The following is a 16,911-nucleotide window of genomic DNA, read 5'->3' as shown; positions in this document are numbered from 1 at the left end:
ATTGGCGCAATAATACCCTCAACGTCAAAACAAACAATTAACGCAAACCAAACACCCCTAATACACAGTTGAGGAAGTCACTATGACAGCGCTGACTCTCGCGGTTAGAGATTGGCTGTTGAATCGAAACAGCCTGATTCTCATCGCCGATATCGTTTTATTTACTCTGCTATTAAACTTTTTACCTTATGAAAAAGATGTCGTCATTGGATTAAGTCTATTAGCGTTTATCGCTATCCTTTGGCTTACGGAAGCTTTGCATGTAAGTATCACCGCGATTCTCGTCCCCCTTCTTGCTGTTGGGCTAGGGATATTCAAAACGCCCGCAGCGCTCGCGAACTTTGCAAACCCCATCATCTTTCTCTTCCTCGGCGGTTTTGCACTTGCTGCTGCACTACATGTCCAGAAATTGGACCAAGCCATTGCGGACAAAGTGCTGCTTGTTGCCAAGGGAAAAATGAGCGTTGCGGTCTTTATGCTGTTTGGTGTTACCGCGGGCTTGTCAATGTGGATTTCTAATACCGCGACTGCAGCCATGATGCTTCCCTTGGTGCTGGGCGTGCTAAGTAAAGTAAACGCAAAATCTGAGCGCGGCACGTATGTCTTTGTCTTGCTCGGTGTCGCCTACTGCGCAAGTATTGGGGGAATTGCCACCCTCGTAGGTAGCCCTCCAAATGCTATCGCAGCGGCCGAAACTGGGCTAAATTTTGCTGAATGGATGGCATTGGGTCTTCCAATCACCATTATATTATTGCCTCTGACTGTCGCGCTTTTGTACGTCTTAACCAAACCAAATCTGAAACACACCTTCGAACTTGACCATAAGCCCATTGAATGGACCAACGAAAGGCGCCTTACACTGGCCATTTTCGGTCTAACTGTTTTTTGTTGGATTTTTAGCAAACCCATTAACCAAATGTTGGGTGGATTGAGCAAGTTTGACTCTCTCGTTGCTCTGTCCGCGATTGTTCTGCTGGGTGCAACACGCGTCATAAAGTGGAAGGATATCGAAAAAACAACCGATTGGGGCGTACTGCTTCTGTTTGGGGGTGGCTTATGTCTTAGCAATGTATTGAAAGCAACGGGCACCAGTGTATTCCTGGCAGAGTCCCTGAGTTCGTTTCTTTCATCTGCAGGGATCTTTTTTACATTGCTGACCGTTGTTGCTTTTGTTGTATTCTTGACTGAATTCGCGAGTAATACAGCAAGTGCGGCGCTACTCGTGCCTGTCTTTGCCACTGTCGCCGAAGCACTTGGTCCCTCCCCTGTAGTGCTTTCTGCATTGATTGCTGTTGCGGCTTCTTGTGCCTTTATGTTACCAGTGGCAACGCCGCCTAACGCCATTATATTCGCATCAGGACACATAAAGCAGTCTGAGATAATGCGTGTCGGTTTCTACCTGAACATTCTAGCCATCGTGGTTCTCTCTCTGTTTGCCTGGATGTTCTGGTAAGTGCGTTCAATGAGCCGCATGCTATCTATGCGGCTCATTTCCTTCAAATTCCCCTTTAATTCATTGCCACCGCACCGTCTGACCCCGTCTATAAATAGCAAGGCTTTTACTTTCATCTTGCTTATAAATGTTTAAAACACGAACAGAAAGAAAACGAATTTTTTGAGCAAAGTTAGATACATGGCTTATCGATTTGTTTCATACTAACTCCACGGGTACACTGAATTTTCAATGACAACGATAAGAGATGCTCATGCCATATGCAGAAATAACGGGCTGGGGAAAATGTCTCCCGCCTGCAGAGTTAACGAACGACGATCTCAGCACTATTATCGAAACATCAGATGAATGGATTGCTAGCCGCACAGGCATAAAGGCGAGACGAATCAGCCATGTAAACACTTCTGACATGTCAACGGTTGCAGCAAAGCATGCACTGGCCGCTGCAGGCGTTAACCCTGAAGACGTCAACCTCATTATTGTTGCAACATGTTCACCTGACACGCTTATTCCTAACATCGCATCTAAAGTTCAATTAGAGCTCGGCGCTGTCAATGCTGCGGCATTTGACTTAAATGCCGCGTGTACCGGGTTCCTATACTCCCTGGAAACTGCCACACGCATGATCCAAGCTGGTGCGTATCAACATGCAGTGATCATCGGCGCTGAAAGGCTTAGTTGGTATTTGGACTGGAGTAAGCGTGATACAGCCGTTCTGTTTGGCGACGGTGCCGGGGCCGTTGTACTTAGTCGCTCTGAAGAAGAAGTCGGTCTATTGCAAGCCAAATTAGGCTGTGATGCTGAAGGTCGCGATGTACTAGCCGTCCCTAAATTTGGTACCGCAATGGCACGCTTTGACCAAGACAATGGTTATTTTGATTTTAACTTTGTTGGTAGAGAGATCTTCAGACGCGCTGTCAAGGGGATGGGTTCTGCCGCTGGTGCGGTACTCTCTCGCTCAGAGATGACAGCGGAAGATATTGATTTGGTGGTGCCACATCAGGCGAACAAACGCATCATTGAAGCGCTTTGCGACCACGCTAAAATCCCTCTAGAAAAAGCATTTGTGAATATCCATAAATATGGAAATACTTCTGCGGCCACAATTCCCATTGCACTGTGCGAAGCCGTTGAAGAAAGCGCCGTTAAGCCTAACAGTACGTTACTCATGGCCGCATTCGGAGCGGGGCTAACATGGGGAGCGGGTATCATTCGATGGGGCGCACGCACGACACCGCTTTCTGTTTCCGATGCAAAACTGCCTGATGTTGGAAAAACAGCCCTTGAGTTGCTTGAAGACGCGGTAAAGCACTGCAAAGAAAACGCGAACAAGTAAAACAATGAAGGCAGCTCACGCTGCCTTCTTCTCAACCCATTTCTTTCAAAAATCAGGATGCAAGCTGGGTTTCAACATGAACCTCTACACGGTTTCTGCCCAATTGCTTCGCTTGATATAACGCATCATCTGCATCCGCTATCAGTTCCGCCAAGTTTCGATCCCCCGTTGAGGCGATACCCACGCTGCACGTCATGGTTTCACCGTGCGGCCAATTGAAATTCTCAAAGGAATAACGAACTTTTTCTGCCAGGAACGTCGCCTGAGCCAAATTTTTTGAGGGACAGAAAATAACGAACTCTTCCCCACCCCATCTCACAACAATATCACTCGTAGACGTGGCATCTCGTAAAATTTGGGCTGTTGCAACCAACAACTGGTCCCCCATATCATGACCATGGGTATCATTCACAGCTTTGAAATGGTCAAGGTCCAAACAAAGTGCTGAACATACCTGCTTGTTTGCTGCCTTTAGGTGCTTGTTAAGCGCTGAATAAATTTCAGTCCTGTTACGTAAGCCCGTTAACGCATCTGTCGTAGCCAACACAGAGAGCGTTTCACTTTGCTGTCTTAGCGATGTGTTAATTTTCTTCAGCTTATCGCCACGTCGTCTCTCTCGTGCGTAAGTTTCTCGGCTTTGCCAATACTTCACGGTAAGAATGATCATAACGACGAACATCCACATAAAAGTCAGCGTTCGGAACAATGCAGCCTCAGTCACCATAAGCCCTTCAAAATGAATGCTTTTAATGGTGAGGTGGTGATCGCCAAGGATGGGAGCGCTGCCCGTCGCAATTTCCACAAGGGGAACATTGTTTAGCTCTGGCCCTGCATATTCGAGTGGTACGGCCATATCTGAAATCCACCACGACAGCACTTGAAATGAATTCAGAGGAAGGGTGATTTCAGTCATACCCTCTGATGGCGCATATTCAATACCATTAAATTTTAAAGAAACTGGATCATGACCATTTGAATAATCTTCATTGTAGTTCCTTAAATAAACACGCAACCTCTGATTAGGGGCTGGCGCTTTGTAAGACGCTTCAATCACCATTGAATGGTAGTTAGACAAGTCGATACCATGTTGAATTTTATTTGTAAGGCTGATGGCAATTTCGCAATACGGCCATTTATATGCGTCGCCCAATGAGCATTGCAATTCTGCGCCTTTCCCGTCAGGACTTGACGCAACGTTGCCTACCGTATTACCGCCACTCGGCGCGTCATCGATATAACGAAATTCTAAATTAGAAGGAGAAATAACATATTCTGACTGCGCTCCACCAGCATAAAACCAAGTTACTGCTGCCAATGAAAAAAACGCAAGAACAAAAAGGACGAACACAGTTCGAGAAAAATTCTGATTCAAACTAACCAACAGATGTTTTCTAAGTTGATACTACTTTAGCGTTGCCTCTAATGGTTATACCAATGAGCAACCCTATACCCCAATCAACGCGCACTGTATTCAGCGAAGGCAGACTCTGCGCCTTCGCTGATATTTATAGCGTGGTTAACGTTTAATATTTAGAAACGCTGCGCCGCGAACACCACCTGAATCACCGTGTTTTGCTTTGATAATTTTAGGTGGATTAGCGATCGACAGAAGATACTTAGGTACGCGTTTAGGCATCTCCTCGTAGATGTGTTCAAAGTTTGACAGACCACCACCAAGCACCACCACATCAGGGTCGATACCTGTAAACAGACCACCAAAGACCATTGCCAACATTTCCAAGTAATTATCGACAAACTTAGTCGCGGTTTCTTCACCATCATAAAACGCAGTGATGATTTCAATCGCTTTCTTATTTTCACCATTGAAATGCGTGTACAGCATTTCAAAACCACGTCCAGACAAATAATTGTCGATACAGCCTTTCTTCTCACAGCCGCAATCGAAAATTGGTGCATTGTCACCCAACTGTAGCCAAGCATCGATCGGCATTCGTATATGCCCTAACTCACCCGCAACGTTGTTTTTACCAGACACAACCGAACCATCGATAACGATGCCACCGCCAAAACCCGTGCCAAGGATCAATCCTAGTACGACGCTTTCGTCTTGTAACTCTTCATCCCACGCTTCGGAAAGTGCGAAACAATTGGCATCATTATTCAAAGCAACCTTACGGCCGATTTTCGCTTCAAGGTCTGCTCGCAGTGTTTGTCCTTTTGCAGCGGGAACATTCACCGTCAGCACCGTACCATCTTCTGCTTTTTCGATCCCAGGAATACCGATACCAACGGTCCCCTCGCAGTAAAACTGTTCATCATACTTTGCCACCAGTTCCGCGAGGATCTCGATTAACTTTTGGTAGTCGTCTCCCGGTGTTGGTACACGCTCTGTTGCCTGACGTTCCAATTTCTCGTCAAACGCACCAAATTCGATCTTAGTACCACCCACGTCAAAGCCGTAATACATCCTTTACTCCATTGTTCCAAAATACATATTTTCGATGTGCGCATTATCGCGTTTTATATGGGAATTGAATGTGATACAAGACAAAGTCCCTATTTGAATCACCTCAAACTCCCACCACAAATGATGGGTAGATCGCAAAAACCCACCGAGCTAGCGCTTCACGATCTCTCTGTAGTGAGCTAGTGCTCCGGGGATGGGCAACGTTTTCTGTTTTTTTCCAGTAATGTAATGCTCTCGAAAAACATCAAACAGCGCGTCCAAACATTGGCTTGCGTGATTATCCCCCGCTAGAGAGAGTACTTTAGCTGCCACTTCAGCGGTTGCCAGTTGACTCTCGCCTGCAGCCTCTCTAACGCCGTACCTTGAACCTTCAGATGTTTTTATACTCAGTACCGGAACATCTGCCATCCACGGGCTTTTTCTGAATATTTTTTTCGCTTCCTGCCACGTCCCATCGATCATAATAAACAGTGGCCTTTTTCCTTCCACCACATTTACCGAGGACACCACCCGCTCCTTCTCCGCATATTGCGCAGGAAAAACAACAAAAGGTTGCCACTTAGGGTCTTGAACCAAAGCTAGCATCTCTTGATTGGGTTCTTTGCGAGACCAAATGTATGCGTAGGTGTCATTGACAGTATCAGCGATCAGACGACCTGTGTTACTAGGCTTTAGGACTTCATCGTCATACATAACAAGAAGAAACCCCGACAGCGTATCTAAAGTCACTTTTTCTTCGCAGACACAAAGAGATGTCACCAACATGCATAACTTACATCTTTCTACGCTAGCTCCGCGAGCACGAAAAGGTTTCGTAGAAGCTGCGAGACGTTGATCATATAGGGAATGAACAGCATGAAGTTTCATGAATTGCGCCTTTGGAAATGTAAAGACGCATTGTAATCAGGGGAGTTTACGGTGCAAGCGTTAAAGATGATTTCAAAAGCTAATCGTTGTTTTTAAGCACACTCAGAGACAGCGGCATCGAATAAATTTTTCACCAGACCAATATACTTTTCTAAAACAGACACTTGCTTGTATGTGGGTTTTTGATTCCATACAGAGCTAAGCACCTCTTCTAGGTCAGCGACAATTTTGTCAGCTTCACTCATCACCTCAAATCTCATCGACTGAGGCATACGCTGGTTCTGATCACAGATAGCCATGATTTGGCTGGCAACAAGTTCGTGAACCAGTTCATCGATGGTTTCAGAACCCACTCTTTCATCTTTTGATGAAAATACGGACAAGTTATCAATAAAATACTCGATAAGAGCGTTGTAGCCATCTGATTCAACGACCATTTATTTCTCCAAAACACAGAAGGTCTTTTCAACTATGATATTGTCTTTATTTATATAATAACACCCATTATTTCGTCGCATGTCTCTTTTTTAACGCTTAAGTCCCCCTTTTGGCACGCCTCCTACTACAGTATAAATGCTCTGCCGAAGCATGCAGATTAGCCCACTGGCAACCAGCAACCGTTTCATAGAAAAAGCGTGTTTTGACCGAAAGAGAAGTCTTCTCGCAGACACTGTTCACGATGAAATCACGCGCGATGTTAGATGTAGTTCAAGGACGAGTAATGAGAGAGCGAAGGATCGAGCGCGCTAATCAATTTCCTTTCCCCAAAAGCATTGTAGGTAAAGTTGGCCTTATCATGGGGCTAATGACACTTATTGCGATGGCACTGGCGGTATCCGCTTATATCATGCACGACAGCGCTAGTGCAGATACAACCAAAACCAGTAAACTCGAAATCCCGAGTGCTTTGCTTTCTGTGTCCATGCTGAGGTATGCCGGTGAAATGAACCGTAGCATGTTCAGTTTTGCGTTAGGTGAGCCTGATTCTCTCGATTCTTACCATTACAATAAAAACCAATTTGATGCTTCCTTGGGTGAATTAAGGCGTATTCATGGCCCAGACTCCAGCCATTTGAAACGTATCCGCGAAAACTATGATATTTTCGTTCGAAAAATAGAGCGTGGTGTTATAAATGAATTCGACCCAACCTTAGAAAAATGGGCAATGGTAGAGAAACGCACCATTACAACGGTTCTCGCTCCTGAGCTCGATCAAGCCATACAAAAGCTGTACCAAAATAATATTCAAGATATTCGTTTGGACACGCACCAGAGACGCTACCACTACTTGCTATTGAAAGAAGAAGCCGATGATATGATTGGCCTTCTTTTCTACTATCTCTCCAATACTTCCGCAAGCAAGAGTGAGTTTGCACAAAACGAAAGTAGTTTCTATAACTCGCTAAGTTACCTCACTACCAACTATATCAATGAGAAAGAATTAGCACAGCTAAAGCACATTCAGCAGTTAAGCCGAGGCTTAATTTCCCGTATTCATTTCGTGCTTGAACGCTACAACCCCAATGACAAAGAGACCGTGACAAACAGCCTGCAAAGGATTAATGACGGTGCATACAAAGAGCTTGAAGCATCGTTGACTGAGTTCTCTCGCGAAACCAGTTTCCGTGCAGCCAACTCAATGGCAGGTCTTCACAAAATACTGAAAACCAACCAGCTTACCTTTTTCGCTCTATTTGCTGTCATGATTTTATCCAGCGTTGCATTGACGGTGTACATCTATAAAAAGGTTACTCAGCCAATCGCAAGACTGGCAGATACCATGCTCAAGCTATCCGATGGAAACACCGAAATTCCAATTCACTACAAAGATCGCTCTGACGAAGTCGGGCAAATTTCGCATGCGTTAAGTTCGTTTCGGGACCATATCATTTCTCGGAATCAAGCAAGAGAACAACTGCTGTATCAAAAAGAGCGTGCCGAATCCGCGTCGAAGGCAAAAGCTCAATTTCTTGCAGCAATGAGCCACGAGATCCGTACGCCTATGAATGGGGTCATCGGGATGATTGATATTCTTCGTCGATCTAACCTCAACACCACACAACTCAGTGTTACCACAACGGTACGAGAATCCGCTCTCTCTTTACTTTCCATAATCAATGACATTCTCGACTTTTCTCGGATCGAAGCCGGAAAGATGCGCTTAGATAAAGTGCCTCTAAGCGTGCGTAATGTTGCCGAACAGGTCATGGACAATTTAGCCAGTGAAGCAAATGAAAAGAATGTGTCGCTGATACTCTTCGTGCACCCCAATGTACCTTGTTCGCTTTTGGGCGATCCGACCAGAATACGGCAAATACTCTTCAACCTTATTGGTAATGGTATTAAGTTTTCCGGTGGGCAACCACATAGAGGTGAAGTGTATGTTTCTATTGCCGCATCCCGTGTCGCTGATGATAAGAGAGCACTCTCCATTTCTATCAAAGATAACGGTATTGGGATCAGCCAAGATAAGTTACAAGCAATTTTTAAACCTTTCACACAAGCAGAATACTCCACTACCCGCCGTTTTTGGGGCTCTGGATTAGGTCTTGCGATTTGCCAAAATATAGCAACGTTGATGGGCGGAAAAATAGAGGCGACAAGTGAAGAAGGCATAGGCTCGACCTTTACGGTGTCCTTTGTGCTGAGTCTCGCCAATGACCAAAGTGCGCCCGAAATCAGTAAAATTGAATCGTTGAAGGCGGCAGCACAATCGCTTCAAAACATCGTTTGCCTCAACACACTAGAGAACGGCGCACTCAAAACCAGCATCGATGCTTATTTAAAAGAGCTGAATATTCCCTACACCGACGTGAATCTCGAAAACTTGCATACCGAATCATTCATGAATGAAAGCAAGAAACACGTCATCATCTGTAGAGACTATTTACGAACTCGCCAACTTATGCCACCAAACCACGCGAAGAGTGCCAACGTTCGATATTTAGAATTGAATATGAGCTTGCCAGTTCGTCGCTACGGTGGTGTTGATGTGTTTGCGATCTACGCTTCACCATTGAAACTGTCCATGCTGCTCAGCGGACTTCGAATTTGTGTAGGACTTGAAAGCCCTGAATACCCCGTATTAGACACAAAAGGAAAAGAAGACTTTATAGAAAGATCCAACTGCAATAGTGGCACTATTTTCGTCGCAGAAGACAATGTCACCAACCAAGTTGTTATTGAGAAGCAGCTGACCTATTTAGGCTATAGCGTTGTTATGACATCCGATGGCCAAGAGGCACTTCGCGCCTATCGTAAAGAAGCGTTTTCGCTCGTCTTAACAGATTGCCACATGCCCAATATGGATGGCTACGAGCTGACACGAGCTATACGTGAAATTCAGGCTGATAGAGGTGAATTTGTACCTATCGTTGCTCTGACTGCAAACGCACTCGTTGGTGAAGCAGAGCGTTGCATTGAAACAGGGATGAACGATTTCATTGCGAAACCCGTTGAAATCGATGTTATTCAATCTGTCATTGATAAATGGATATCTCAAACCAAGCCTTATAACACACCCAAAGTCGGCCCAGACCGAATGGTAAGTGTGTATGCAAAACCACTTTCCGAAATTTCGCCACAAAATAATGCTGAGCTTGAACCAGAAGTCCTTGAAAAACTATTTTGGGGCGATAAGGAAACCTATTTCGATGTCCTAGAACAGTTCAACCATCATTGCTTACCTGAGCTACAAGAGCTTTCTAATTCATCAGCACCCTTCGAGTTCGAAAAGCTTAAAGCTTCTTCACACAAGCTAAAAACATCATCACGGAGCATTGGAGCTCGTACCTTGTCAGACATTTGTGCTGAAATTGAACAAGCCAGCTCTGAACAAGACAATCGTGTAGGACGAGAACTAATTAGGTTAAGTATTGAGCTTACCGTATCCATCAATGCCATCGAAAAGAAACAAAAGGAATTAAAGGAAGCGTTGGCAAAAGAAAGTGCCAGCGAGACCCATCAACAATAAAACGGCTAGGCATAGCCAAGAATTGAAGCGATGCTGATTTTTCTCGTCGCTTCGCTTTTTTCCACCAAACAACATGGCCTCTTTCTATCCATAACTCTCTATTTTCGTTGAAATAGCGTGAAATTTTCCATATTTCGGCAGCGTTTAACATTTAGTGCCACACTTATATCGATACGCTAATACTAGAGACAAGTGGAAGAACTATGAGAAAAACTAAGATCGTCACTTCAGAAGACATTTTGCTAAAGCTGTGCCAGTCAGTAACTGGGGTTCTGTCAAAAGCTACTGATACGTCAATACACCACTCCGCGATGGTCCAAAAGATCACCAAAACAAGTCTAAAGCCTGACTTTGGGTGTTTTGTTTTGTTTGATGGCGGTTTTTCAGGTTTAGTTGTTATCAATTTTGAAGCTAAAGCTGCGCTAGAGGTTTATCAAAAATACATGTCGCATATGGGTATTCCCGCGGAAGAGTTAGCCACCTTGCATACGTCTGACGAAGTGGCCGATGTTCTCGGTGAATTGATGAACCAAATTGTCGGCGACTTCACTGGTAAAGTGAGGCGGTCGCTTCATACAAATATCACTCAAAACCAGCCTAAAATGATGGCGATTAACAAAAACATCAATGTTACCGTCGACAGCAATATAGACAGACCTCAGGCAAGGCGAGTCAGCTTTAGTACAGAGAACAACAATATTTTCTATCTTGAGCTTTCAATGGAACGCACTGAGTTCATTCAGCTAGAAGAGTTTGAAGAAGGTGATGAAGTTAATCCTGATTCTATTCTTGAAACTGAAGTCGCTAAACAAAACGATGGGAATTCCGCAAAGTCTCCCGCCAATGCATCCACGTCTCTTACCGATGACCTAGGGATATAAATCAGCGATTTAGAACATTTACGACGTTAAAGTCGGCTCTTCGCAATTTCGCCGGAGCCGCTTCTTTCCTTTTAAGCTCGTGCCGCGCAGTATTAAAACAAAGCAGTAAAGTCTGACTGTTTTCTAGAATCCCTCTTTTACCATTGAGGAACTTCATTATGCATTCCATAGATAATTGGCTCGAAGACATTAGCGCTTGGTATGACAATGAAAACCTTCAATACCCAGTATTAGCACAACTGATAAAATCCCCACCCGCGGAGTTATTTTCATCTCCAGTATCCCCAGAAAAGAGTGACTCACTGGCCTACTTCTTCGACGCCTGCTTTAAGTTACACCGTCACGAGGAATCTCAACTTAATACGGATTCCGCATACAGTTATCTGCATTTTAGCTACGCTAAATTACAACAGCTCGCCTCTCACTCCTCTTCCGAAGTCGACGTCCGTCGTTGGAGTATTAAAAAACTCGATCAAGTGATCGTTGCAATGATGGAGTTCTGCCAGAAACAAGGTTCTGACGATTGGCTTAAAGAAAGCGAAATGCTGGTTGAGCTACATATCTCTTTTATGCTCGGTCAATCAAACTTAAACGTTAGCTAACCCCTAGCTACTTTAAACGTACATAGAACATAGAACATAGACTGACAGAGTCTCCCCCCTCTATCCCGCAAGAAAATCTACACACCCTACTTTTTGGTATGCGAAAAATTTACTTTACTTTCCCCAATTACGATCAATAATGATATTGATTATCATTTGCATGAATACCGTCACTATGAATGATTGGCATCACCTGATACGAACGGGAAACCTGTTTTTCTCACAGAAAGATTTTAACGAGGCCGAAGATAGCTATTTCGACGCGTTAACAATGCTGAATGACCAACCAAGTTTAGTGTTTCGCCAGAAAGACGCACTTTTTGGGTGGTTAGCTTGTCATCACAATCTATCTGTTGTTTATAAGCTCGCAAATCAAGCTCCATTGGCGCGGTTCCATCTAGAAACGCCATTGACAGCTATAGAGCATCAGTTGAATAACACGCCTCCTGAGCAATTGTTCTTTATTGAGCTGTTAAAGGCATATCAGATGGGACTCAATGAACTCTACATTTTCGAAAAAAAAATGTTAGAAGACACCGCTTAAAATCTAGGGAAAGCAGCCTTATGGACTCACGATTACTCTTTCTTCTTCCATTATTTGTTTACAGCTCTACTGCGTTTTCACATGAAGGCCATGACCATTCCCATTGGCTATCTGGATTTATACATCTCCTCTGGATCGCCCCGTTTGCCATTGGGGCCATCATTATCGTACTTATCATCAATTACATGGATATAAAGAACACATCAGGAGGTCAATAGTATGTTGCATTCATTGGTCAAGCTATTAGATAAGCACGTTGATCTGCCAAGCGTTTCCGCCCATTGCGATATCCCTTGCAAAATATATGACCCTATTCATGCTCAAGTCGCCACATTATCGATTATTCGCATGATAGATCTCATTGATGATTTACCAGACAGTAATCTAACGGTTAGCCAGCAATCCATGCTTTGCCGTTTAATTGATCAGAAAGAATCTCATGGAAAAAAAGTGAAAGAGGAAATATGTGTCATTTGGGGAGACTACTTCAAACAACCGCAATTCGATCAGTTTCCTGAAATACATACACTGGCCCACGAGATCATGTTGTTGGCCTCAAAAGCAAAGCAGACGCTCAATCGCGATGATGCGTTAGTTTTGTTGGACAAAGTTAATCGCTTTGCTGAGATATTTTGGACGACCAAGAACATTGCGGTTTACACCGCTGACTGTCCCTATCTCCCTTCACTGCCAACTGTGTATCCTAACCTCAAGTCCTAAGTGTTTAAGTTCAAAATAATGCGAGTCAAGGGGGACTCTATGTCTCCCAATATTTGTCACCGCGACATTGTATTCGCCGCCAGTGAACCACAGTGGTGGCCCAAAAAGACGGGCTCCATCTATCTTTTTCATCATCCGCGCTTCGGGTGGATTATCAAAAAGCTTCAAACCCATGCCTCGAATAAAGGCATGACATTTGTCGGGGAAAACTCGCTAAGCGTTTCCCCAAAAGCAATCGGTCTTATCTCTGACAAAACGCTTCTTTTTCGTGTTTTGTCTGTATTTCGATGTCAATAAATTAACAAGTGGTCTTTCCACGAACAATCAATACGACTCACTTGCGTAGGATTCCCCTGTCGGCGCTAATTGAATTAAGGTTTGGAAGATGGCCCTTGACGTCCCGAATAATCGCCATCTAAGCATCAATGTTGATGACGAACATCGAGTGCATTGGCCAACTTCACGAGTGTGCGACGCATCATAATTTTTGCTCCTTCCGAAAGCTCTCCTTCAACGTGCATCAAATCCATTAATGCATCAATCTCGTCGCAGAGTTCTTCTCGTTCGTCCAACGCTTCATGTTTCTTATTGCTAATTAATTCGTCCATTTTTCTAACTCCTTAATACAAGGCTAACGCATCAACAATGATTGAAATATCAATGTGCGTTTAGCCCATTAATTTCATGCTGAAACCACGTCTTTCGGAATAGTGGTTGAGTGGTAACAACGATTAGATCAGTGATTTGATCATTTCAAACCACGCTTTTCGATACGCTGATAGTTGCTCTACGGGGAGTGTTTCAGAGGAAGAGAACGTGTTCAGCGATAACATATTCAGTTTGGCTATTTCCGATAACAGGCTCGCTGTGCCAAGTGTTGTGCCTGTTTGATCGCTACTGGTGTAAATGGATTGATGCTGCCGAAATACAGACAGAAGTTCGGCGAATAACGGGTTATTCGAAAAGCTGCCCTCGATGTGAATCGGTCCAGAACAACCTAAACGCGTTAAGCAATAATCAGAGACTAAAGCGCAGTAAATTGTGGCTAACGCTGTCTTCTCTCGTGCATTTAAGCTATCTGACTCGCCAATGATTTTTCCATTATGATGTCGAAATGGTCCCCCTTGGCTTGAAAAACTAGGGAGCAAGTAGACCCCTTTATCAAGTACCTGTTTCAAGTCGGATAAGTCAGCCGTATTTGCTGCATGCAGAATCTCCCACTCTCGCCCTCCCATAAATCGGATACAGGGCACAGGTTCACCAAATGCGTCCACATTACACAACATATCTTGGTCTTCACTCAGTGAACCCGTTGCGCCCCCTACATTAGCAATAACAACCCACGTGCCCGTAGACATCACGGTAAATGGCCTTTCACAACGAAGAAGGTAAGGTACTAAGGATGCATTGCTATCATGCAAGCCATTTAAGATTTCACACTCAACAGGTAGCCCTAACGTTTTGGATAAAACAGGCAGAATCTTTCCTAACGATTCGCCGGCATTTAACATGGGAGGAAACAGTGATTCCCAATCCAACCCTTTAACCAACGATGACAGTGTTGAAGACTCTGGGTTCCATAGATCAGTGTGGCACCCTAGCGATGTCACCTCGCTGCAAGCGACGCCTGACAGTTTCCAACACCAATATTGTAGAAAGGTCAGGATGGTATCGACATTCTTAAATTCAGCAGGAAATTGTCTCGATAGCCAAAAAAGCTGGCGCCCAATATTCAGTCCGACACTTAAATTGGGTGAGCGCGTTTCGCTATATGGCGGCCGAATCTCGGCGTACTTTGTATTTGTATTGCTGTCCAGGTCATATTCATAATCAAGTACAGGAAGTGCAACCTGTTCTTGAGACAAACACACGGCCGTCGCTCCATGTGTCGTGCACGTTATGTATCTCACATAAAACTGCTTACCCATCTCAGCCAACTGCTCACAGAACCAAGTCCAGATAGCATCAATATCAGCGTGTTGATAGGGATACCCGTATACAGGCTTGTTTTCGCGCTTCTTTACAGCAATGCATTGCCCACGTTCAATGGACACAGCACTTACCTTGATATTAGATTTCCCTATATCCAACACAACAATGACCGGATGCATAGACGCTACTCCAGAAAAAACATTGGTGTAAGCGAGGTTGAAAGAGGCTCGTTAGAACCCGTTTTGGTACGCATCAAAGGAGCCATATATTGCCACCAGCGCTGCATAACGGGCTCCTGCTTTAGCCTCTCCGCGTCGAAATTATCTGGCACTTCCATGCTGCCAAATAAATGTAAAGTCTGCTCGTTAAGGGATATATGGTAATTAGAAATACCCTGTTGTTTTAGTAGAGCTGCCAACTCTGGCCATAATTCATCATGGCGCTTTTTGTATTCATCCTTGGAATCAGGATTCAAATACATAACGAATGCTTGATACATGTCTTAGCGAAGCTCCTTGTATTTGCGATACAAAATTGGAATAGCGATGACAGCAATCAACATGAAACCAATCACGATCGACATGACAATACCTGGCACATTCAAAAGTCCTAGACCAAACGTTACGAGCCCCATTAAAAGCACTGCGATACATACACCAACGATGGTTCCCGACCCACCTAGAATATTCACCCCCCAAGCACGACCATAGTAATGATGCTGAGTTCCCACCCAAGCGCGATCGTCGGGCGAGTACTCCCCAGCCTAGAAGTCAGCATCAATGAGGCGATCCCACAAAACAATCCAACCAGACTGAACAGGATGAGTCGATGACGATTAACGTTAATCCCGGAGAAGAAAGCCGCCATCGGGTTGTTTCCGATGGCGTAAGTACGTCGACCAAAGTTTGTGCGATGCAACAGAATGTAAAAGATTACCGCTAAAACGAGAAAAGAGATGAACTCGAAACTAAAAATCCAATAGACATAACCTTGGCCAAAGAATTCAAAACTAGCAGGGTAATTTTTCAACACCTCATCACCCAAAATGATGTAGGTAATTCCTCTGTAAAAACTCATCGTACCGATAGTCACAACGATTGATGGAATTTCAAATTTCGTAACGACATAACCATTAACAAAACCACACAGAGTTCCGACAACTAATGCTGAAGCAATGATCATTGGCAGCGGCCAGCCATATTGGGCTGCCAGTCCCATGACAACAGAACAGAGAGCGATGTTTGAAGCAACGGATAGATCAATCTCTCTGCAAATAATCAATAATGCCAGTGGCAAAGCAACGATCGCTTTCTCAGTAAAATTAAACGTGGCATCTGATAGATTCCATGGATCTAAGAAATAAGGTGATGTGAAACTGTTCACGACAAACACAATCGTTGTGATAACGATCAGAAAGAATTCCCAGCTTTTAAATTTAGCACTGAAGGTAATGCCCTTAACTGCCGTCTCCGATTGTTCAGAAGAATTGAGTTTACTCATCGCTGCCTCCTAATCCTTCATTCCAACGGCTTTACGCAAAATAAGACGGCCTTGTTTTCGCTCTGCCTTAGAGTTGGTAACGACCGCAATTACAATAACAGCGCCAGAAATCGCCATTTGCCAGAAAGGAGATACACCTATCACAGGTAGCGCATTGTTAATCACACCAATAAACAATGCGCCAAGCACACATCCAAGCACGGAGCCTATCCCTCCCATAATGCTTATTCCCCCGATAACACACGCTGCAACAACCTGAAGCTCGAAGCCCAGTGCCACATCGACATAAGCCACCGCATAACGTGCAATCCAGAGATAACCGCACAATCCGGCAAGCATCCCAGAAATAGTAAACGCAATGAATTGTGTTTTCCCCACATCAATGCCGGTGTAAAAAGCGGCCGTTGGACTATTGCCAGCAGCATACATTTCACGGCCTTTGCACAAATACTCTGTGAAAAAACACATGACAAGAATAATGACAAGAGAAATCCAAGCAAAACCCTGGACTCCCATTATTTCTGTACGCGGTGTATTGATAAACACAGCGTTCATCTCATGGGCATTTACCCACTCACCGGCTTTGTTGCTTAATTCGGTTGGAAGACATGGCAGCCTAAAGTTGTTCGGTTCTTAAGCAATATACTGAGTTTCAGGCATACCCAGTCCTGTAAG

At 44.3% G+C, this 16,911-nt stretch carries 18 protein-coding genes; 8 read left to right on the top strand and 10 right to left on the bottom strand.

The genetic code is table 11. The features are described from left to right. The first annotated feature begins 82 nt into the window (after nucleotides 1–82). Complete coding sequence (locus B5D35_RS09520; RefSeq protein ID WP_078752352.1) at nucleotides 83–1,453, top strand: SLC13 family permease; 1,371 nt, start codon at nucleotides 83–85, stop codon at nucleotides 1,451–1,453. Nucleotides 1,454–1,706: 253 nt separating this feature from the next. Beyond that, a complete protein-coding gene (locus tag B5D35_RS09515) occupies nucleotides 1,707–2,789 on the top strand; it encodes a ketoacyl-ACP synthase III (RefSeq protein ID WP_078752351.1) in 1,083 nt (360 codons plus the stop codon). A gap of 52 nt (nucleotides 2,790–2,841) precedes the next feature. On the opposite strand, the gene B5D35_RS09510 is transcribed toward B5D35_RS09515, so the two are convergent. From B5D35_RS09510 to B5D35_RS09495, 4 genes are all read right to left on the bottom strand, one after another. After that, nucleotides 2,842–4,104 carry a GGDEF domain-containing protein gene (locus B5D35_RS09510; RefSeq protein WP_244556549.1) on the bottom strand — a complete coding sequence of 421 codons (1,263 nt, stop codon included), beginning with the start codon at nucleotides 4,102–4,104 and terminating at the stop codon, nucleotides 2,842–2,844. A gap of 201 nt (nucleotides 4,105–4,305) precedes the next feature. After that, nucleotides 4,306–5,217 carry an N-acetylglucosamine kinase gene (nagK, locus tag B5D35_RS09505; RefSeq protein WP_078752349.1) on the bottom strand — a complete coding sequence of 304 codons (912 nt, stop codon included), beginning with the start codon at nucleotides 5,215–5,217 and terminating at the stop codon, nucleotides 4,306–4,308. Nucleotides 5,218–5,367: 150 nt separating this feature from the next. After that, the gene (locus tag B5D35_RS09500) at nucleotides 5,368–6,084 is read right to left on the bottom strand and encodes a tRNA-uridine aminocarboxypropyltransferase (RefSeq protein ID WP_078752348.1); all 717 of its coding nucleotides are present in this window, start codon (nucleotides 6,082–6,084) and stop codon (nucleotides 5,368–5,370) included. A gap of 92 nt (nucleotides 6,085–6,176) precedes the next feature. Next, nucleotides 6,177–6,521 carry a DUF3802 family protein gene (locus B5D35_RS09495; protein ID WP_078752347.1) on the bottom strand — a complete coding sequence of 115 codons (345 nt, stop codon included), beginning with the start codon at nucleotides 6,519–6,521 and terminating at the stop codon, nucleotides 6,177–6,179. Between the two features lie 284 nt (nucleotides 6,522–6,805). On the opposite strand from B5D35_RS09495, the gene B5D35_RS09490 reads away from it, so the two are divergent. From B5D35_RS09490 to B5D35_RS25490, 6 genes are all read left to right on the top strand, one after another. Continuing rightward, entirely contained in the window at nucleotides 6,806–10,057 is a 3,252-nt protein-coding gene (locus B5D35_RS09490) for an ATP-binding protein (protein ID WP_078752346.1), read from the top strand. Between the two features lie 203 nt (nucleotides 10,058–10,260). After that, entirely contained in the window at nucleotides 10,261–10,938 is a 678-nt protein-coding gene (locus tag B5D35_RS09485; RefSeq protein ID WP_078752345.1) for a DUF3334 family protein, read from the top strand. A 158-nt stretch (nucleotides 10,939–11,096) separates the two neighbouring features. After that, nucleotides 11,097–11,540 carry a hypothetical protein gene (locus tag B5D35_RS09480; RefSeq protein ID WP_078752344.1) on the top strand — a complete coding sequence of 148 codons (444 nt, stop codon included), beginning with the start codon at nucleotides 11,097–11,099 and terminating at the stop codon, nucleotides 11,538–11,540. 139 nt (nucleotides 11,541–11,679) lie between these two features. Then, nucleotides 11,680–12,084, top strand: a complete 405-nt coding sequence (locus B5D35_RS09475; protein ID WP_078752343.1) for a hypothetical protein — start codon at nucleotides 11,680–11,682, stop codon at nucleotides 12,082–12,084. A 219-nt stretch (nucleotides 12,085–12,303) separates the two neighbouring features. Continuing rightward, nucleotides 12,304–12,804, top strand: a complete 501-nt coding sequence (sodN, locus tag B5D35_RS09465; protein WP_078752341.1) for a superoxide dismutase, Ni — start codon at nucleotides 12,304–12,306, stop codon at nucleotides 12,802–12,804. Between the two features lie 18 nt (nucleotides 12,805–12,822). Next, complete coding sequence (locus tag B5D35_RS25490; protein ID WP_078752340.1) at nucleotides 12,823–13,101, top strand: S24/S26 family peptidase; 279 nt, start codon at nucleotides 12,823–12,825, stop codon at nucleotides 13,099–13,101. A 125-nt stretch (nucleotides 13,102–13,226) separates the two neighbouring features. Here the strand turns inward: B5D35_RS25490 and B5D35_RS09455 are convergent, their stop codons facing one another. From B5D35_RS09455 to B5D35_RS09435, 6 genes are all read right to left on the bottom strand, one after another. Continuing rightward, entirely contained in the window at nucleotides 13,227–13,412 is a 186-nt protein-coding gene (locus tag B5D35_RS09455) for a hypothetical protein (protein ID WP_078752339.1), read from the bottom strand. Nucleotides 13,413–13,535: 123 nt separating this feature from the next. Beyond that, nucleotides 13,536–14,915: an FGGY-family carbohydrate kinase gene (locus tag B5D35_RS09450; protein ID WP_078752338.1), complete on the bottom strand. Its 1,380-nt coding sequence runs from the start codon at nucleotides 14,913–14,915 to the stop codon at nucleotides 13,536–13,538. A 5-nt stretch (nucleotides 14,916–14,920) separates the two neighbouring features. Further along, nucleotides 14,921–15,235, bottom strand: a complete 315-nt coding sequence (gene rhaM, locus B5D35_RS09445) for an L-rhamnose mutarotase (RefSeq protein WP_078752337.1) — start codon at nucleotides 15,233–15,235, stop codon at nucleotides 14,921–14,923. Nucleotides 15,236–15,238: 3 nt separating this feature from the next. After that, nucleotides 15,239–15,427, bottom strand: coding sequence for a hypothetical protein (locus B5D35_RS24550; RefSeq protein WP_198557108.1), 189 nt, complete (start codon nucleotides 15,425–15,427; stop codon nucleotides 15,239–15,241). Next, on the bottom strand, nucleotides 15,424–16,236 hold the full coding sequence (locus tag B5D35_RS09440) for an ABC transporter permease (RefSeq protein ID WP_198557107.1): 813 nt from the start codon (nucleotides 16,234–16,236) through the stop codon (nucleotides 15,424–15,426). Before B5D35_RS09440 ends, B5D35_RS24550 begins: the two co-directional genes overlap by 4 nt. A gap of 9 nt (nucleotides 16,237–16,245) precedes the next feature. Then, complete coding sequence (locus tag B5D35_RS09435) at nucleotides 16,246–16,791, bottom strand: ABC transporter permease (RefSeq protein WP_078752336.1); 546 nt, start codon at nucleotides 16,789–16,791, stop codon at nucleotides 16,246–16,248. Nucleotides 16,792–16,911 lie beyond the last annotated feature (120 nt).

The organism is Enterovibrio nigricans DSM 22720, assembly GCF_900167155.1.
GTDB classification, from domain to species: Bacteria; Pseudomonadota; Gammaproteobacteria; order Enterobacterales; family Vibrionaceae; genus Enterovibrio; species Enterovibrio nigricans.
This window is presented reverse-complemented; position numbering and strand designations above follow the sequence as displayed.